Genomic DNA, 16,193 nt, shown 5'->3' on the forward strand with positions numbered 1-16,193 from the left:
TGGTGTCTTGGTGGTGAGATTCTTAGTCAGGAGAACCCCATGGCGACTAAAAAGAAAACCTCGCGCTGGTCACAGAAAGTCACCGAGCAAAGCGACGCCCTGGAACTGGATGAAGGCGTCTTCACCTGGAAGGACCCGAAGAAGATCGCCAAATCCCTGCGCGACTCCGCCGAGGCCAGCACCCGCCGCAAGACCGAACCCTACCGCTCCGCCATGTCCATGCTGGTCTTCTACATCAACCGCGCCGGCAAGAACCTCGACAAGCAGCAATTGCAGATCCTGGAACAGGCCAAGGACGAATTACGGACGCTGTACGGCAGGGAGAAGAAAAAATAGCCGCCCGCCCCGGAGAAAACGACAAATTCCCGCCAAATCGCATTGACCTGTTCTGATTATGGGTTATACATTTAACTACAAACATATTGAATATAGCCAGGGTTAAGGAATGACTGTTTTCGACCCAAAGCGGTCATCCAGAAGGCTCAATAAAGAAAAGCGATGTCGGACAAATTCCCGGATACCTCGAGGTCCTGTCGCCTTCGACAATTCGCCTGCGTCAGGGTAAAGCCCAATATCTCGACAAAACGAGGCTTTGCCAACCTCGAAAAGCCCCTTCCTCCCTGCTACGATTATGGGTAATGTCTGTAATATCAGGACCCGGGTCTGGAATAGACAGAATCTGTCTATATCCTGGAAAAGGCAGATTCTGTGTAAATCACTGTTATGTTTACGGGCGAAATCGAAAACGCATAATCTAGAGAGACATAAAATGTCGTCGTACATAGTTTTTGACACAAATTACCTGAGGTCTCTTGGATCAAACGATTATCTTGAAGGAAACATCCCTGAAAGATTGCGCACTCAAATTCAAATTGCAATTAAAAGAGGTGATGCAGTCGCTATTCCTAGAACGGTTCAGTTAGAGCTGAATGCATGGGTTAAAGACTTGGCAGCCAAAGATGCTGCTAACATTCGGAAAGCGTGGGAGCTGCTAAACGAAAAAGGATTTAATGTATCGCCTAAACCAGAAGAAACAGAAAATATAGTTGATGTATATGGCATTATTAAGAAGCGATTTTCTGAAGTCTATTTGCTTGAGCCGGGAATAGAAAACTACCTAGATGCAGAGCAACGAACATCATTTCGGCTCCCTCCACATCCAAAAAACGCAGAAGGAGAGGAGTTTAGAGACAGGATAATTTGGAGTCAGCTGATATCGATCTCTAAAAAATCAGCATTACCGATAGTGATTGTCTCAAGTGACAAAATATTTGAAAACGGCGCCAACACTGAAGAAGGCAAGTCTGCCCGAATAATTAATTTAAAAAGCGAGGATGATCTAAATCAATTGTTGGATAAGCGTCCCGCCCCGATTCAAAATCTTATAAACGATATATTTATATTTAGCGATAAACTAGCACAAAACAACATAATATTGTGTGAGGATAATATTAGCCGAGTAGAAGACTTTCGGTCCAAGAAAGAAGCGAATGGAAATATGACAAGTAAATTTGTTTTAGTTACGGATGAGGCCAATGCTCTTCCACCTAGAATTAATGGGAATCTAATATATCATGCTGATGTCCCAGTAATACTTGATTTAAAGCTAGCTGATATAGTGGTGCAAATCCACAGGGAATTTACTCCCCAGGAAGAAATACAAAGTGAAATAAGACGTCAAATGGAATCCTCTAAACGTCAATTTTTAGAGGCTGAGCTCAAAAACTTAATTGGTGACTGAAACATGGACTTTAAAATAGGGTCGGTCAGTTTTAATAGTGTAAAAATCCCTTTGCTTTGGGGAAAGAAAGCTATTTTGTCTCATTCAAATGGTGCTCTTTCGGTAATTGACCTAAGCGGTGAAAAAGCCAAACCTCAAATTGTCGTTGACGAGCCATGGAATGAAATTGAATACGCTGAGAAAGAGGATGGGTTCGTAATATACGAAAACGAAATACAGTCATATTTCTACTCACCTACGAGAAAAATATTTAGAGATTTGACTGGAAGGTTGCCTGAGTGCGAGCTCGGAAAAGAGTTCACAAGAATAGGTACTAATAAAATCGGCGGTGGGATGGTTTCAGGATTTGGCGTGGGAATTGGCGTATCTGAAAATGGCTTTTTTATGGGCGGCCCAATACCGGAGGGCTTAGCTAGTTTAAAACTGTGAAAAAAATAACCAAGCCATCCATCGGATGCCAAAACCTTCGCTTCGTTGCGGCTTTGCCACCAGCGGAACGGGGTCAGGTCCAACATTCAAACATTCAAGTTGTTGAGTTGAACAGGATAATTAGGAACAGACCACGATTTGACGCGTAGCTCCAATGGCCGCTCATGGCCGGTAAGTGACCATACCTGGCCACCCACTGCCCAATTCCAGTTTGATTTCAGTTTGTTCCGCCATTTTTAGTACATCATCTACCTCAATACCCAGATAGCGGGCTGTGCCCCAGCTTTGTATGGCCAGGTTACAGCTAAACTACACGCATATGCTTCAGACAAAAAATCTGAAAGGTTTGCAAATGATTTTCTTACTGCTATGATTTATAAGGGGAAATTAACAATTCAGTAAAGGTGGGGAGGTATGTCAAATACCCTGGACACTCCGATTAGAGATATGCTTACTATTTCGGGAGAGCCTGAGAATTACACATCGAAGGAATTCATCAGTCGTCTGCTTACCATTATTCGGCGTCACCTCAAGATGGATGTTGCCTTTATATCGGAACTTGTCGATGGCCGACGGTATTTTCGCCATGTTGATGCCAAACAAGGAGAAGACAGGGTTAAGGTCGGCGGGTCGGATCCAGAAGAAGATAGTTATTGTCTGCAGGTCATCGAGGGGCGCCTGCCCGAGTTAATTCAAGACGCTAACGATCTCGAGGAGGCACGGAAACTGGCGGCAACTAAGGATTTTCCTATAGGCGCTCATCTCAGCGTGCCGATAAGACTTGAAAATGGCCGTATCTACGGTACATTCTGCTGCTTCAGCACTCATCCTGACCATAGCCTCAACGAGCGGGATTTGGCGATGATGCACGCTTTTTCTGAAGTTGCAGCAGAGCAAATCGAACAGGACCTGGAAGAACGAGAAAAACATAACGAGATAAAACACCGTATCAGCCGAGTCATTGATAATGAGTTGCTGAATCCTGTGTTTCAACCAATATATGATATTACAACGAATACGCCGACTGGCTTCGAGTCACTGACGCGATTCAAGGCCGAACCGGCAAGAACACCCGATGTCTGGTTTAACGAGGCGGCTCAGGTTGGTCTCGGTGTAGACCTTGAGATCATGGCCTTGCGACGTGTGCTTGCCGAAGCGGAGCGAATTTCATCAGGTTACTACGTTTCCGTTAACCTTTCGCCAAAAACGTTGCTTGATGGTCATATTGAAGAATTACTCTGTACGCAACCTGATGGTCGCCTGGTACTTGAGTTGACAGAACATGCTGTGGTGGATTGTTATGAGGACCTGGTTGATGCCTTGCTTCCTTTGCGTAACTACGGCGTGCGGCTTGCCGTGGACGATGCCGGGGCAGGATTTGCGAGCTTCCGTCATATCCTGGCTTTGAAACCCGATATTATAAAACTCGATATAAGTATCACCCGCAATATTGACCGCGACGCCAACCGATGCGAATTGGCACGTGGTCTCATGGGTTTCGCTCACGCGGTAGGCAGCAAGATCGTGGCAGAAGGTGTGGAAACGGAAGCCGAACTCGACGCCCTGCGTAAAATCGGTATCGACATGGCTCAAGGCTACTTATTGGGTAAGCCGATGTCTGTTTCTGAACTTATAACTAACAATTATCTCTGAGACGCCTATAATTAACCTGGCCATGTGCGGTTGAAAAGGATTGATACAGACCTTCCCTTGTTTTGCCTGCAGGCATCCATTCACGATGTCCAAATTCGTTCTCGGCAAAGTTGTCGAACCATGAGGTTCTCATTATGACCTCTTTGGACACTTGCTGTTATACTCTACATGGTCGAATATCGACTTCTGGCCGAAAGCTGACACTAACTTGCCGATTCTGGTGTCGGCATTCTAACCCTCTGTGATCCAGGGGATTATGATCTCCAACGCTCTCTTTCTTGTCTACCTCCAGCGCAGTTTCCGTTATCGAACAGGCGCTCTGCACCAACTGTCGGTGCACACGGATTGACCAGATTTTTTCGCCCCAATTGCTTACAAAACCGACCCTGAAGCGTAGACTGTTGTCACGATTCAAGGGAGAACAAGTATGATTCAATCCGTGAAAGGCAATGGTCACGGGCCGCCGGGCCCACCCGACCTGTTTGAGATAATGAAAAAATTCACTGGCGGGGGCTCACCGCGTGGCCGGATCGGCGGCGTCATCGGCGTCGTTGTACTCCTCCTGCTGGCCTGGGCGGCGCTGACCTCTTTTTACACTGTTCAGCCCGAGCAGCGGGCCGTGGTGAAACGATTCGGTTCCGTCACGGGGATTACCGATCCCGGCCTGCACTTCAAGCTTCCTTTTGGCATCGACCAGGTTCAGCTGGTGGCCACCGAGCGGGTGCTCAAGCAGGAATTCGGCTTCCGCACCCAGGGCACCCGCCAGGGTCAACGTTCGACCTACAGCGCCGCGCAATTCGAAGATGAGTCATTGATGCTCACCGGCGATCTCAACATGATCGATGTGGAGTGGGTGGTCCAGTACCGCATTGATGACCCGATCAAGTTCCTGTACCGGATGCGTGAGCCCACCCGGACTCTGCGCGATATTTCCGAGTCGGTCATGCGCCGTATCGTCGGCAACATGCTGGGCTCCGAGGTGCTGACCATCGGCCGGGTGGAGATTCAGAAGAAGGCCGGCGACGAGATTCAGGAAATACTCAACCAGTACGATGCCGGCATTCGTATCAGCACCGTCGAAATGCAGGATGTGGTGCCGCCCCCGGCCGTGCAGCCGGCGTTCAACGAAGTCAACGAGGCACGCCAGGAACGGGAGAGGATGATCAACGAAGCGCAAAAACGCGTTAACCAGGAGATCCCCAACGCCAAGGGCGCCGCCCTGCGCACCGTCGCCGAAGCCAAAGGTTACGCCACGGAACGGGTCAACCGGGCCGACGGTGAGAGCGCACGCTTCAGTGCCGTCCTGCGCGAATACCAGCAGGCACCCGAGGTCACGCGTTCACGCCTGTATCTGGAAACCCTGAACGAAATCCTGCCCAGTATCGGACAGATACTGGTCGTACAGGACGGGCAGGTGGGGCCGCTCCCCTTGCTCGATGTCAACCGTAAAGCCGCGCGTGCCACCGGAGGTGACCAATGAAAACCACAGTGCTTGCCATCGTGGCCGTGATTGCCGTCATCATCGGCTATGTCACCCTCTACACCGTGGATGAAGCCGAACAGGCCATCGTGGTCCAGTTCGGTGAACCGATCGGCGACGTTATTGACGAGCCGGGTCTGAAATTCAAGCTACCCTGGCAGAATGTGCGCTATTTCGACAAACGCCTGCTGGTCTGGGACGGGGACGTGACCCAGATCCCCACACTGGGCCGTGAGTTCATCCTCGTGGATACCACGGCGCGCTGGCGGATCACCGATCCACTGCTGTTTCTGACCAGCGTCCGGGATGAAGCCGGTGCACGCACCCGACTCGACGACATCATCGACTCGGTGGTACGCGACATGGTCTCGTCCACCGAGCTGGAAGAGATCGTTCGTTCGAAGGACTGGGAAGTCAATGTCGATGAGCTGGATGACCCCGCGCTGGCCGAACGCAGTGACGTCAACCTGGAGAAAAAACCCAAACTGGGTCGTGAACTGCTGGAAGCCGGGATTCTGGAGCGGGCCCGGGATTCCATGCCCGCGCTCGGGATCGAGCTGGACGATGTGCGTATCAAGCGGGTCAACTACATTGAATCGGTGCGCAAGCAGGTGGAAAGCCGCATGATCGCCGAACGCCAGTCCATTGCCGAACGTTTCCGCTCCGAAGGCCGGGGCCGCAGTCAGGAAATCCTCGGCAACATGGAACGTGACCTTCGGCGCATTCGCTCCGAGGCCGCGCGTGACGCCGAGAAGATCCGGGGCGAGGCCGACGCCGAAGCGACCCGGATCTACGGTGAGGCATTCGGGGCCGACGCGGAGTTCTATTCCTTCTTCCGCACGCTGGAAAGCTACCGGGCCCTGGGCGAGAACAGCACCCTCATGCTCAAAGCCGACTCCGACTTCTTCCGTTACCTGGAAGAGTCTCAGGTCAGGTAAATCCCGGCCTTCCAGGGACCGCGCCCCTCCGGGTGCGGTCCCTGGTTAATTACCAACCTCTATCTTTCTCTATACAAATCAATAAAATCAGAGCGTTCTGATTAATTAACCCCTCTATTAGTATGACAATATTTCGATTATTTCGTATATTGCGTTTATTTCGTTTGTGTGCCAGGCTTATAAACAGTCGGGAATGTATTATTAACTGAGGGCTGGAAATGGAGCAGGCATTCAAGCTATCTGATCAAGCAGGCCGACCGCCGAGTGAAGAGGATATGAAAATCGCGGCCGAGAGCAGCCGCTTGCTTGCGGCCTGTATCGGTAAGGGTGACAAGGCCCAGATTCAGATAGTTGATGGAGACCAGAAGATCACCGTGCCGGTATCGGCGATGCGGATGCTGGTGGATATCCTTGCCCATATGGCTGAAGGTGAGGCGGTGACGCTCATTCCGCAGCATGCAGAACTTACTACCCAGCAAGCAGCCGATTTCCTGAATGTTTCCCGTCCCTATTTCGTAAAACTACTCGAGGAAGGGAAATTACCTTTTCATAAAGTTGGAAGTCATCGACGGGTCTATTTTCATGACCTGGTAGCCTATAAGGAACAAAGCATGGATGCACGACGCAAAGCATTAGACGAACTGGCGGAACAAGCACAGGAATCAAAAATGGGATACTAGGCACATGGCAAATTTTACTGCCGTATTTGATGCCTGTGTTCTGTATCCTGCCCCATTACGCGATCTCTTGATGAGCGTCGCCCTGACAGATCAGTTCCGTGCAAAATGGACCACTGAGATTCAGAATGAATGGATACGTAATGTTCTGAAAGATCGTTCTGATATCCCCGAAGAAACTCTTTATCGCACAGCAGAGCTTATGCGACAAGCTGTTCCTGACGCGATTGTTGAAAATTACGAAGGTTATATTGATTCTTTGCAATTACCCGATCCTGATGATCGGCATGTTTTGGCGGCAGCGATAAAATGCCAGGCTGATGTGATAGTCACAAACAACCTGAGAGATTTTCCCGATGAAGCGCTTGCTAAACATGAAATAGATGTGCAAACACCAGATATCTTTCTTGGCCATTTGTTTGATCTTAATCCAACTGCATTTTGCGCTGTAGTACGCGAACAAAGAGAACGGCTCAAGAATCCGCCTTTTACAGCAGAAGAGTTATTGGGGATTTTTTATAACCAGGGATTGCCCATTACTGTAGGGAAACTAAAAGAAGTCATAACATTAATTTGAGGCTCTTCCCCAATTGTGGTGGGTTGAGATATCAGTGAGAACTATGATTTCCCAGAAATCTGTTTCTTGTATGCCTCCAGTGCCGCTTCCCGGGTTGCCTTGAGATCCAGGATCGGTTTTGGATAATCCTCGCCGATAATACATTCCGCCGCTTGTTGAACTTCATCTGGTGCTTTCCATGGCTCATGGATATGTTTGTTTGGCAGATGGGTCAGTTCCGGAACCCATTGACGGATATACAGGCCCTGTTTGTCGAATCTCTGGCTCTGGGTGACGGGATTGAAGATGCGGAAATAGGGTGCGGCGTCGACGCCGCAGCCGGCGACCCATTGCCAGTTCATGCTGTTGGCGGCGAGATCGGCGTCCACCAGGGTATCCCAGAACCATTCGGCGCCTTTTTTCCAGTGTTGCATGCCGTTTTTGGTCAGGAATGAGGCGACGATCATCCTGACCCGGTTGTGCATATAACCGGTGTGCCACAGTTCGCGCATGCCGGCGTCGACGATGGGATAGCCGGTTTGGCCCTGCTGCCAGGCCTGTAACAGCTTTTTCGATTGTTTCCATTTGAAGTTGTCGAACCGCGTGTCGAAGGGTTTGTCGGTGGTGTGCGGAAAGTGGAACAGCACCGAATGGGCAAAGTCGCGCCAGATCAGCTCGCGGATAAAGCCTTCGCCCTGCTTGCGCAGTCCCTGGCGATCCAATTCGGCCAGGATAGCGCGCACGCTGATCTCGCCGAAGTGCAGGTGTGGCGAGAGACACGAGGTGCCCTGCAATGAGGGCACATCCCGTGCCTGGTGATAATCCGCCAGATCGTCATGCAGAAAGCGGCGCAGCTGTTTCCAGGCCCCGGCCTCGCCGGGTTGCCAGTGATCGACAAAGCCGCTGTCCCATCCGATGGTGGGCAGCAGTTCCAGATCGGCTATCTTTTCGGATTTGATCCGGGTGGAGACGCCGGGCAGTTGTCCGGGCGTTTTGTAGATGTGGTTGTCCCAGCCTTCGCGCAGATAGCATTTATAAAACGGGGTGAAGACCTTGTAGGGTTGTCCGCTCTGGTTGTGCACGGTGTCCGGTTCGCGCAGCAGGTTGCCCTGGTAGACGCTGAAGGTGATGCCGTTGTCATTTAACTGCCGGTGCTGTTGTTTGTCCCGCTTGAGCCGGGCCGGCTCATAGATCCGGTTGCAATACACGGCCTCGGCGCCGGTTTCGTCAATGAGCTGTTGCACTACCCCGGTACTTTCCCCGGTACGGAGGATCAAACGGCTGCCGCGCTGTTTGAGCTGGTCCGCCAGCGCGGTGAGGCTATGGTGCAGCCACCAGCGACTGGCCGCACCCGGCGCCCAGGCGGTAGTGTCATCGTGTATATATAAAGGAATGATCCGCTCGGCATCCGCCAGTGCGGCCTGCAGGGCGGGGTTGTCGTGCAGGCGCAGGTCTTGCCGGAACCAGAGAATCAGGGTACGGGACATACGGGCCGGGCCGGTTTCAGCGCTTGAGCGCCAGGGTCAACCCGTCGCCGATGGGCAGCAGGCTGATGTCCACCCGCGAGTCGCTGTGCAGGGCGTCGTTCAGTTCGCGGATCGCCCGGGTATCCTCGTCGTTAACGGCGGGGTCGGCGACATCGCCATTCCAGAGCGTATTGTCGATGGCGATGAGACCGCCCCGGCGAATCAGCTTGAGGCACTGTTCGTAATAGGTCAGATAATGGCTTTTGTCGGCATCGATGAAGGCAAAATCGAAACTGTTGGCATTGCCGGTGTCGATCAGTTTTTGCAGGGTCTTGTCGGCCGGCGCCAGCAGCAGCTCGACTTTTTTATGGACTCCGGCCTGTTGCCAGTAACGTCGGGCCATGTCGGTCCATTCCTGGTTGATGTCACAGGCCACCAGGCGCCCGTCGTTCGGCAGGGCCTCGGCCATGCACAGGGCGCTGTAGCCGGTGAACACACCGATCTCGATCACCTGTCTGGCACCGAGCAGTTTAACCAGCAGATTGAGCAGCTGCCCCTGTTCCGGGGAAATCTGCATACGCGCCATCTCCAGGGTGGCGGTTTCCTCGCGCAGCTGTTTTAACAGCGGACTCTCGCGCAGGGAATGATCAAGCAGGTAATCGTAAACAGTGTCAGTCAGGTTCAGGGTACGGTTTGACATGCATTGCCTCGTCACTGGGCGGGAAGACGCCGTCGCAAGGCGACGGGATTTCCCGTTATGGTAAACTAGCCGTCGATAATTGCAATTCATCTGCCACTGCCGCCGGGCTGCGCAGTTAACAGGGGACATCAGCGGGCATGGCCATTCTCTGGCAAAAGACTTACCAGGGTTCCACCTATGAAGTGCGCACCGCGGGACGCACCCGCCGTCTGTATACCGACGGGGTGTTTCACAGCCAGTATCATCCGCAACGGACCCTGGCGGGCGGCATCTGGGATCTGTTGTGGCTGCCGGCGTTATTTCGGCAACCGCCCCGGTTTGGGCGGGTACTGATGCTGGGCGTCGGTGGGGGGACGGTGTTTCACCAGTTACAGCGTTATGTCGATGTTACCGAAATGGTGGGGGTGGAACTCAATCCGATCCATGTGCAGGTGGCGCGGGACTATTTCGAGATCGCACAGTGCGGCGCACAGCTGCACCAGGCGGAGGCGGGGGAGTGGTTGCGCAATTATCGCGGCCCGAAATTTGACCTGATTATCGAGGACCTGTTCGGCGAACAGGCGGGCGAGCCGGTCAGGGCGATCAGCGCGGATCAAGAATGGTTCGAACTGCTCACGCGCAACCTGAGCCGTGACGGGATGCTGGTGATGAATTTCGTCTCGCGCAAGAGCCTGCGCGATTGTGCCTGGTATCATCAGGCGAAGTTACGCAAGGCGCTGCCGCAGGGATATCAGTTTACCTTGCCGGCATTTGAAAATTATATTGCCTGCTTTTTACGTCAGCCCTCATCCAGCCAGCGATTGCGCGAACAACTGAACGGGGTGCCGGCACTGGCGCAGGAGATCAGCCGCGGCAATTTCAATTTCACTGTACGGCGTTTACTGGCTGGCCGATAATGCGACAGGCGACGACTATCTGAGAAATTACCCGACTATGGCAGCGAAAAAGAAAGTCAGTAAAAAGAAGACGGCGGCGAAAAAGAAAGCCAAAAAGAAAGCCGTGCGCAAGAAAAAAACCGGCAAGCTGGCGCCGCGCAAGGAACAGCGTGGACTCAAGGCCGAGCAGGTGGTCCTGCCACTGGAGGACAAGAGCGTGGCGCCGCTGATCGACGAGATTCAGGCCGTCGGTGGCGCCGCCATCGGGGCGTACCGCGAGCCCCTGTCCGGCCGGCCGGTGGTGATGGCGGTGCTGCCGTTCAGGGCGGTACAGCCGACGCCGTTCCAGCGCGATCTCTCCCCGACCCATGTCAAACGTCTGGCCGAGAAGATCGAGGAGAGCGGGTCGTTTCTGGATCCGCTGATCGTGGTGCGCGGCGACGACGGCAGCCTGTGGACGCCCAATGGCCGCCACCGGCTGGCGGCGGCCAAAATGCTGGGCCTGCGCCAGATCACCGCGCTGGTCTCGCCCGATGAGGAGCTGGCCTATCGGATCCTGGCCCTGAATACGGAAAAGGCCCATAACCTCAAGGATCGCAGCCTGGAGGTGATCCGCATGGCGCGTGCGCTGGCCGGGAACAAACCCCGGGCCAAGGAGATCGATTTTGCGGCCGAGTTCGAGGCGCCGGAGCTGCTGACCCTGGGGATCATCTATGCGCAGAACAAGCGCTTCGCCGGCGGGGCCTACAGCCCGCTGCTGAAAAAACTGGATCGCTTCAGCGAGCGCACCCTGCGCGTCAGCCTGCGTGAGCGCGAAGCCCAGGCGGCGCGGTTGCAGGAGATCGATGTACAGGTGAAAAAGATTATCGAGAAGTTGAAAGCACGCGGCTTCAAGTCGCCCTACCTGCGCAACTACGTGGTGGCGCGGATCAATCCGGTGCGCTTTCATCGCGCCAAAAAAGGCGATACCACCCCGCCGATGAGTGTCTCGGCGGCCCTGACGCGCATGGCCTCCGCGGCGAAAAAATTCAATCTCGATTCGGTCAGGCCGGGCGAGCTGGCGCTGGTGGCCGCCATGTCCGGCGGGGAGAGCTGATGGCTGATTCGAATAAAAGGGGAGTGACAGACACCATCGCCTGTCGGGCCGGGTGTGGCGCCTGTTGTATCGCGCCGTCCATCTCCTCGCCGATTCCCGGGATGCCAGGCGGAAAACCGGCCGGCATACGCTGCATCCAGCTGGATGAGAATAATCTGTGTCGGCTGTTCGGGCGCCCCGAACGGCCCGCGGTGTGTGAACAGTTCAGCGCCACGGTTTCGATCTGTGGGGATGATGATGCGCAGGCGCTGGTAAATCTGCAATGGCTCGAGCGACAGACCGGGTGACGGGTTAAATGGCCAGCTGGTTGTTATATTGCCGTGCCGGGTTCGAGAACGAATGTGCCGCCGAGATCCAGGGCGAGGCACTGCAGCGGGGTATCAGCGGTTACTGCAAGGCCCGGGGGGACAATGGCTATGTGGTTTACACCAGCCATGATCCCGGTGCCGACCTGTTTGCGGTATTGCGCCTGGAAGATCTGATCTTTACCCGTCAGTGGTTTGCCATCGATGAACTGCTCAATGATCTGCCGCTGGCCGATCGGCTGACCCCCATCCTGAGGTTATTGCAGCAACAGTCTCGCCAGTATGCCGGGTTCTTTATCGAAACCCCGGATACCAATACCGGCAAGGAGCTGCAGAAACTCTGCCGGGCGCTGGCCCGCCCGCTGGAGTCGCAGCTGGAAGCCGGCGGGTTATACCGGGCGAACGCGGACTATCGACTGCATCTCTGTTTTCTCTCCACCCATGCCGCCTATGTCGGTTACGCGCCGCTGGCTAACAGTTCGATCTGGCTGATGGGTATCCCGCGCCTGCGGGCCCCGCGCAACGCACCGAGCCGTTCGGCCCTGAAGCTCGAAGAGGGCATCCTGCGACTGATGTTCGAGGATGAGCGCGAACAGTTTCTGCGTTCGGGCATGAAAGCGGTGGATCTGGGCGCCGCGCCCGGTGGCTGGAGCTGGCAACTGATACAGCGGCATCTGTTTGTGATTGCAGTCGATAACGGGCCCATGCAGGAGGAACTGCTGGACTCGGGACAACTCGAGCACGTTCGCGAAGACGGCTTTCGTTATCAGCCGAAAAAGACAGTCGACTGGATGGTGTGTGACATTGTCGACAAGCCGAAAAAAGTCACCGCCCTGATGGCCCGCTGGCTGGTCAACGGCTGGTGCCGGTATACCATCTTTAATCTCAAACTGCCCATGAAAAAACGCTACCAGGAAGTGCAGGAGTGCCTGACCATGCTGCATGACGAACTGGCTCATGCAGGCATCAATACCACCATCCGCTGCAAGCAGCTCTATCACGACCGTGAAGAGGTCACCGTCTGCGTGTTGGCCACAGACTAAGCTGCCACTTTTCTCATGCCGCTGCAAATAACGCAAAGGACGCAAAGACGCAAAGGTCGCAAAGATTTTTTTGAATAAAACAGCGAATATGGTGAGTTAACCCTGGCCAGGATTAATTGCATGGTTATGTGATTTTGAAATAATTTTTTCTTTGCGTTCTCCGCGTCTTTGCGTCCTCTGCGTTCCTTCCACAGATGCTCAGCAAGAGGGCTATTTATTCAGACCCGCCTTCCTCGTCTGACGGGACCGGGAGGGGCTTCTGCCCGGGGTAGGCGAAGTACTGGCGCGGCGCGGTGTCGGACTGCTGGCCGGTGTTGATGTTGAACTTCTTGCGTTTGGGCTTCATCAGGATGATGTCGCTTTTGCGGGTGATATCGATGTCGTGGTCGAGCAATACCCGGCGATGGCGCTCGCAGACCTCTTCGGATTCACGACGTAACAGGGCCTGTACATCCCGACCCCGCAGCCAGTTATAGGCCGTACGCCGATAGGGGTAGGGGATCTCCATAATCCGGTTAATCAGTTCCTCGATTTCGGTCGGCGACTCGTTTGGTTTTTTACTGCTGCAGAACTGGATGATGTACTGATACTGGTTCTGCTCTTCCAGGTTTTCGATATGGCTGGCGGCGAACTCGGCAGAGTCGAAGCGCCGGGCATCCCGGACAGGGACCAGCTGATCGTTCTCGCCGAGAAAAATGTCCCGTTTGGCCAGCCGGGTCTGTTCCGTGCGGAGTTGGCGTTCTATCCGGATGACGAAGTATTCATCCACGCGGCTGTTGGTTTGTTCGTTGTTCATGGCTTGAGAATAGCATGGATCAACCCCGTTTCGCGCGGGGCGGGCTTGCCCAAACGGTTACTATCACATACAGTTAGCGTTGATATTCTCAGCTTTTGGCGATACCGGTGTTGAACCAAAAACCTCGATACATGTTGCCCGAGCGGCTGGTCTGGCCGGGTTCACTGAAGTATGCCGCCGTCGTGCTCGCGTTCGGGGTGGCCTATTATCTGCTGGGCGAGCTTGGACTGCAGATCGAGTCGGGCTATTCCGGGGTGACCCCTTTCTGGCCGGCATCAGGCCTGTCTGTCCTCGTCTTCATTCTGCTGGGACCCCGTTACTGGCCCGGCATTGTTATTGGCACGGCCTTGTTGATTTATCGACTGGATATGCCATTACAAGTGGGATTACTGGTTTCATGTGGCCAGGTGCTGGAAGCCCTGGCTGCCTGGTACCTGGTTATGCGTGGTCGGCTTAAACTCCAGTTTCGTCATGTCCGGGAAGTATTGCATTTCTCACTGATCAGTTTTTCTGCACCCCTGATCTCCAGCCTGATCGGAAGTACAAGCATGGGGGTCACCGGGTACGCAACAGGCCAGGACCTTGTGTATGTCTGGATGACATGGTGGCTTGGAAGCAGTGTTGGAATTTTGTTGATCGTCCCGTTTTTTATGGTCTGGCGCAATCTGCTGTATTTCTGTCGCAGCGCTGACAGCAAGGCACGCCTGGATTCCGATATTATTGATGATTGCCAATATATCCTGCAGCCGAAGCGGGTTGGTCAGTTTTCGCTCTATGCCTTATTACTTATCCTGATTTGTTTATACAGTTTTTCCTGGGGTCCGAATAATGCGACCGGTAAACTGGCATTGTTTTATCTGATATTACCTTTGACAGTATTCGTTGCGATCAGCTTTGAACAAATGGGTGCAACACTCGCTTCCATTATCATCAGTATGGCCCTGTTGTTTTCCTATCATCCTGACTGGGAATTATTTTTGTTCGAATCCGGAGTGCTTGGTCTTCTGTTTGTGATCATGTTTATCTGTGTCACCACGATTACGGCTATGGTTGTCGCTGCTATTTTTACCGAGCGACGCGATTCAGAAAAAGAATTGCGTACTTCACATCGACGCCTGCAGGAAAGTGAATTACGGTTGCGCCAGTTGTCCGAGAATATCAATGAAGTCTTCTGGCTTGTGGATGCCCGGGACGATCATGTCGTTTATATAAGCCCTTCCTGTTTTGATATCTGGGGGCATGAGCCGGAGACGTTTTATGCCGAGCCGAATTTGTGGTACGACTCGATCCATGCAGAAGATCAAGTGCGGGTCTTCAGTGAGTATCAACACTTCAAGCGGGGCGCTAAATTCGAAATCCAGTACCGTATTGTCCGGCCGGATAATACGGTGCGCTGGATTAAGGACAAGGGTTTCCCGGTGTACGATGAATCCGGTCGGATTTACCGACTTGCCGGTATTGCCGAAGATATTACCGAGAAGAAACAGGCGGATGAGCAGAAACATCACCAGGAGGAAGAGCGGGCCCGTCTGTCTCGCTATATTTCGGTGGGCGAGCTGGGTAACAGTCTGGCCCATGAAATCAATCAGCCGTTAACCTCGATTATGTGTTACGCCAAGGGCGGACTGAACCGTGCCAGAGAAGGCCGTTTGAGTAACAAGGATCTTCAGGAGGTTTTTGGCCGTCTCAGTGATGAGGCGGAACGCGCCGGGAAAATCATCAACAAGTTGCGTGATTTTGTCAATCGCAAGGACATTAAATTTTCCTCTGTGGATATCAATGAGCTGGTACAGGATTCCCTGCGGCTGGTGGAGAACAAGATAAAAAGCAGCCAGGTTCAGGTAATTTACGTGCTTGGGAAATCCCTGCCACTGATCCTGGTTGACTCGGTATTGACCCAGCAGGTGATCCTGAATCTGGTAATTAATGCGATCGAGTCAATGGATGAGATTGAGTCAGAGCGAATACTGACCATCATGACCGAACAACAGGATGAGTTTGTCAAAGTCTCATTCCGTGATACCGGGCCGGGTGTTCCTGAAAATATGCGCGAAAATATTTTCACGCCGCTGGTGACCACCAAAAAGCATGGCATCGGCCTGGGTCTGCCAATCGCCAACAGTATCATCGAAAGTATGGGCGGCGAATTACGCGCCTACCCGGGGACCGGACCGGGTTATGTCTTCGAATTCAGTTTACCGATAAAACAGCGTCACGACAGGAGCAAGCATGCGGTATCGAATTGGAACTGACCCGGAGCAGGCCCGCCAGGAAGTCGATGGCATGATAGTTGGAACGGCCGTGTTCGGTCTGTTTACCGGTGTTATATTCGTGCTTGCCGGTATGCGGGCCCGGCAATTCTGGCTGGCTTTCTGGGGAGCCGGACTGGTTCTGGCCAGCAGTGCCTATCTGCTCTATACGCTGATCAGGTAATTTCC

At 53.3% G+C, this 16,193-nt stretch carries 17 protein-coding genes; 14 read left to right on the plus strand and 3 right to left on the minus strand.

What is annotated here, in order from left to right; translation table 11 throughout:
- Positions 1–39 precede the first annotated feature (39 nt).
- The 8 genes from U5K34_RS08335 (at position 40) to U5K34_RS08370 (ending at position 7,495) form a co-directional block, all read left to right on the plus strand.
- The gene (locus U5K34_RS08335) at positions 40–336 is read left to right on the plus strand and encodes a DUF3175 domain-containing protein (RefSeq protein WP_322567922.1); all 297 of its coding nucleotides are present in this window, start codon (positions 40–42) and stop codon (positions 334–336) included.
- Between the two features lie 433 nt (positions 337–769).
- The gene (locus tag U5K34_RS08340; protein ID WP_322567923.1) at positions 770–1,741 is read left to right on the plus strand and encodes a PIN domain-containing protein; all 972 of its coding nucleotides are present in this window, start codon (positions 770–772) and stop codon (positions 1,739–1,741) included.
- 3 nt (positions 1,742–1,744) lie between these two features.
- Positions 1,745–2,170: a hypothetical protein gene (locus tag U5K34_RS08345; RefSeq protein ID WP_322567924.1), complete on the plus strand. Its 426-nt coding sequence runs from the start codon at positions 1,745–1,747 to the stop codon at positions 2,168–2,170.
- A 414-nt stretch (positions 2,171–2,584) separates the two neighbouring features.
- Positions 2,585–3,823, plus strand: coding sequence for an EAL domain-containing protein (locus U5K34_RS08350; protein WP_322567925.1), 1,239 nt, complete (start codon positions 2,585–2,587; stop codon positions 3,821–3,823).
- Between the two features lie 427 nt (positions 3,824–4,250).
- Positions 4,251–5,303, plus strand: coding sequence for an FtsH protease activity modulator HflK (hflK, locus tag U5K34_RS08355; protein WP_322567926.1), 1,053 nt, complete (start codon positions 4,251–4,253; stop codon positions 5,301–5,303).
- Positions 5,300–6,241 carry a protease modulator HflC gene (hflC, locus tag U5K34_RS08360; RefSeq protein ID WP_322567927.1) on the plus strand — a complete coding sequence of 314 codons (942 nt, stop codon included), beginning with the start codon at positions 5,300–5,302 and terminating at the stop codon, positions 6,239–6,241. Before hflK ends, hflC begins: the two co-directional genes overlap by 4 nt.
- A 218-nt stretch (positions 6,242–6,459) precedes the next feature.
- Entirely contained in the window at positions 6,460–6,921 is a 462-nt protein-coding gene (locus U5K34_RS08365) for a helix-turn-helix domain-containing protein (protein ID WP_322567928.1), read from the plus strand.
- Between the two features lie 4 nt (positions 6,922–6,925).
- Positions 6,926–7,495 (plus strand): PIN domain-containing protein, encoded by a 570-nt coding sequence (locus U5K34_RS08370; RefSeq protein ID WP_322567929.1) that lies wholly within the window; start codon positions 6,926–6,928, stop codon positions 7,493–7,495.
- Positions 7,496–7,536: 41 nt separating this feature from the next.
- Here the strand turns inward: U5K34_RS08370 and U5K34_RS08375 are convergent, their stop codons facing one another.
- The gene (locus U5K34_RS08375) at positions 7,537–8,961 is read right to left on the minus strand and encodes a deoxyribodipyrimidine photo-lyase (RefSeq protein ID WP_322567930.1); all 1,425 of its coding nucleotides are present in this window, start codon (positions 8,959–8,961) and stop codon (positions 7,537–7,539) included.
- A gap of 16 nt (positions 8,962–8,977) precedes the next feature.
- A complete protein-coding gene (locus U5K34_RS08380; RefSeq protein ID WP_322564895.1) occupies positions 8,978–9,640 on the minus strand; it encodes a class I SAM-dependent methyltransferase in 663 nt (220 codons plus the stop codon).
- A gap of 137 nt (positions 9,641–9,777) precedes the next feature.
- On the opposite strand from U5K34_RS08380, the gene U5K34_RS08385 reads away from it, so the two are divergent.
- The 4 genes from U5K34_RS08385 to rlmM are packed head-to-tail and all read left to right on the plus strand — an operon-like array spanning position 9,778 to position 12,959.
- Positions 9,778–10,536, plus strand: coding sequence for a hypothetical protein (locus tag U5K34_RS08385; protein WP_322567931.1), 759 nt, complete (start codon positions 9,778–9,780; stop codon positions 10,534–10,536).
- A 37-nt stretch (positions 10,537–10,573) separates the two neighbouring features.
- Positions 10,574–11,611 carry a ParB/RepB/Spo0J family partition protein gene (locus U5K34_RS08390; protein ID WP_322567932.1) on the plus strand — a complete coding sequence of 346 codons (1,038 nt, stop codon included), beginning with the start codon at positions 10,574–10,576 and terminating at the stop codon, positions 11,609–11,611.
- 35 nt (positions 11,612–11,646) lie between these two features.
- A complete protein-coding gene (locus U5K34_RS08395) occupies positions 11,647–11,898 on the plus strand; it encodes a YkgJ family cysteine cluster protein (RefSeq protein ID WP_416224067.1) in 252 nt (83 codons plus the stop codon).
- An 8-nt stretch (positions 11,899–11,906) separates the two neighbouring features.
- Entirely contained in the window at positions 11,907–12,959 is a 1,053-nt protein-coding gene (rlmM, locus tag U5K34_RS08400) for a 23S rRNA (cytidine(2498)-2'-O)-methyltransferase RlmM (protein WP_322567934.1), read from the plus strand.
- Between the two features lie 214 nt (positions 12,960–13,173).
- Here the strand turns inward: rlmM and U5K34_RS08405 are convergent, their stop codons facing one another.
- On the minus strand, positions 13,174–13,755 hold the full coding sequence (locus U5K34_RS08405; RefSeq protein WP_322567935.1) for a hypothetical protein: 582 nt from the start codon (positions 13,753–13,755) through the stop codon (positions 13,174–13,176).
- A gap of 110 nt (positions 13,756–13,865) precedes the next feature.
- Here U5K34_RS08405 and U5K34_RS08410 point away from each other — a divergent pair, with 110 nt between their 5' ends.
- Together U5K34_RS08410 and U5K34_RS08415 are read left to right on the plus strand one after the other, a co-directional pair.
- On the plus strand, positions 13,866–16,007 hold the full coding sequence (locus U5K34_RS08410) for an MASE1 domain-containing protein (RefSeq protein ID WP_322567936.1): 2,142 nt from the start codon (positions 13,866–13,868) through the stop codon (positions 16,005–16,007).
- Entirely contained in the window at positions 15,985–16,188 is a 204-nt protein-coding gene (locus U5K34_RS08415) for a hypothetical protein (protein WP_322567937.1), read from the plus strand. Before U5K34_RS08410 ends, U5K34_RS08415 begins: the two co-directional genes overlap by 23 nt.
- The last annotated feature ends 5 nt before the right edge of the window (positions 16,189–16,193 follow it).

Origin of the sequence: Thiohalophilus sp. (assembly GCF_034521165.1) — a bacterium.
Lineage (GTDB): Bacteria > Pseudomonadota > Gammaproteobacteria > UBA6429 > Thiohalophilaceae > Thiohalophilus.